A 2248-nucleotide genomic window follows, 5' to 3' on the forward strand; every position below is an offset into this window, starting at 1 on the left:
GCACGGAATTATGCCAGTATGGTGGCACTGGCCTTTATCATCGTCTGGCTACCCATGTGGTCAGAATAAATGATGAACACAAAACGTCAACAGACCCTATTAACTTTAATACTAAACTTATGGTTAGCCAAACCAAATTAATTCATTATAAAACAATAAATTAACTTTAAATTCATTTAGAAAATGACATGAACTGTTAAATTTCAGCTACAATAAATGCTAATAATTGCCCTTTCATTATCTTCCCTGTCTTCATAAATCTTTTCATTCATCAGTATCAGTTTTTCTCATTGTATCTATTTAATAGAAACGGCTATAGTCCGCACAACTCAAGACTCTTGAGCAAAATATCACTGCTTGAATCACTACGACATATCCCTGTCCTTGGTATATGTCGTTATTGCCATTCGGCAAGATCCTGATGAGAAGCAGCGCATACCTGACTGATTTTTTTTATGTGGAGACGACAGTAGTGAAACTGCTGCGCAAGAATGACAGTGCATTTGTACCTGTTGCGGGCTTGACTGTGTTTGCGATTGCTTCTGGTTACCTGATGAGCTTAATTCCGTTATCAATGGCGGGGTTCAGCATCGATACAGGCTACGCAAGCTGGTTAGCCAGTTCTTATTACGTTGGTTTATTAATAGGCTCACTCATGATTGAACCTGTTATTGCCAAAATAGGGCACCGTTTTTCATTTGTAAGTTTTTTGCTGCTTTTAGCAGCAACAGTTATGGTATTGCCTTTTTTTCCCAATAAGGAAATGTGGTTACTTATTCGCTGCATAGCCGGAGTAGCTGTTGCCGGTGTTTTTGTGGTGGTTGAATCCTGGTTATTGATTGGAGACAGCCCTAAAGAACGAGCAAAACGTCTGGGTCTTTACATGACGTCGCTATATGGTGGTACAACACTCGGTCAGCTGGGCATTGGCTTTATCGGCACTCAGGGCCTGATTCCTTTTGTCGTTATTTTAGCGTTATTACTGATTGCCACTCTGCCGCCATTATTTTTACGTCAGGGCCAGCCTCCGACATTACAGCATCAGCGTCTGTCACTGAAAAAAATCACTCGCTTCAGTAAACCAGCAATTGTCGGCTGTCTGACTTCAGGGATTGTGATGGGGACTATCTACGGCCTGATGCCTTTATCATTGAGTCAAAGTAAATTCAATACCGAACAGGTCGGTGTATTAATGGCTGCAATTATTCTGGGTGGAATGGCCATTCAACCTATCATCAGCAAGCTGTCCATTATAGTCAGTAAAACCCTGTTGCTGGCAATGGCTTCACTGTTAGGTGTATTTGCTGTCGGTATGACCTATCTTTCTGAAAGTTATATCGTCATGATCGTGGCGCTGGCGCTGTTAGGCATGTCATCTTTTGCCCTCTATCCACTCGCCATCACACTAGCCTGTGACAAACTGGATTCATCCTATATTGTCGCCGCAACTCAGGTTATGCTGCTAAGTTATAGTATCGGTTCTGCTATGGGGCCATTAGGAGCTGGGAACTTCATGTTTCAACATCATGCGGTTCAGCATACCGGTGCGATACAGAATAATGGATTAATGGACTTCTTCTTCTTGGTCTTACTGACGACTGCGGTTTATATGCTACTAGCTGCTATTTGTCGCAAAGATCGTGTACTGGCAAATTAAAAATACGGAGGTATTTTGATGCAGATACAGCAAGCTACCGAGCATGATTTCCCGACACTGCTCCAAATTTGGGAAGCCTCAGTGCGCGCCACTCATGATTTTTTACCTCTGGGGATGATCGATGAGTTGCGTCCATTGGTAAATGAGTACTTACCCAATCTGAACGTTTATAAGATAGTGAACAACCAGAATAACGTTGCAGGTTTTTTGAGTGTCGAGAAAAATCGGGTGGAAATGCTATTTGTATCACCAGAGATGCGTGGCAAAGGCGTTGGCAAAATGTTGTTAGAGTTTGCAATCAGTGAATTAGAAATTAATGAGCTGGATGTGAATGAGCAGAATCAACAAGGTGTCGGTTTCTACCAGCATATGGGGTTTAAAACTTTTTCCCGTTCAGAAACTGACGGACAAGGGAATCCATTCCCGTTACTTCATATGAAGCTTGCATAATATTTTCTTACCTGAAAAAAATATATTTATCACCCGGAATAATAATTAACCCCAATTCCGCTTAAGCTATTGCTGAAATATCTTCTTCTGAGTAGAAAATTTTCAGTGATGGCTTTTTCTCTTTAAGGCAGTAAGCAATCA

General features: G+C 41.4%; 2 protein-coding genes. Both read left to right on the top strand.

The features are described 5' to 3' along the window. Window positions 1–421 precede the first annotated feature (421 nt). Window positions 422–1657 (top strand): MFS transporter, encoded by a 1236-nt coding sequence (locus Xsto_RS20460; RefSeq protein ID WP_169926712.1) that lies wholly within the window; start codon window positions 422–424, stop codon window positions 1655–1657. Between the two features lie 18 nt (window positions 1658–1675). Next, complete coding sequence (locus Xsto_RS20465; RefSeq protein ID WP_099126285.1) at window positions 1676–2107, top strand: acetyltransferase; 432 nt, start codon at window positions 1676–1678, stop codon at window positions 2105–2107. Window positions 2108–2248 lie beyond the last annotated feature (141 nt).

The sequence above is a fragment of the Xenorhabdus stockiae genome (genome assembly GCF_002632825.1).
Lineage (GTDB): Bacteria > Pseudomonadota > Gammaproteobacteria > Enterobacterales > Enterobacteriaceae > Xenorhabdus > Xenorhabdus stockiae.

What these genes read in the sequence shown, in the direction of transcription:
- Xsto_RS20460 (WP_169926712.1), top strand. Translation starts at nt 422, where the DNA reads ATGAGAAGCAGCGCATACCTGACTGATTTTTTTTATGTGGAGACGACA.
- Xsto_RS20465 (WP_099126285.1), top strand. Translation starts at nt 1,676, where the DNA reads ATGCAGATACAGCAAGCTACCGAGCATGATTTCCCGACACTGCTCCAA.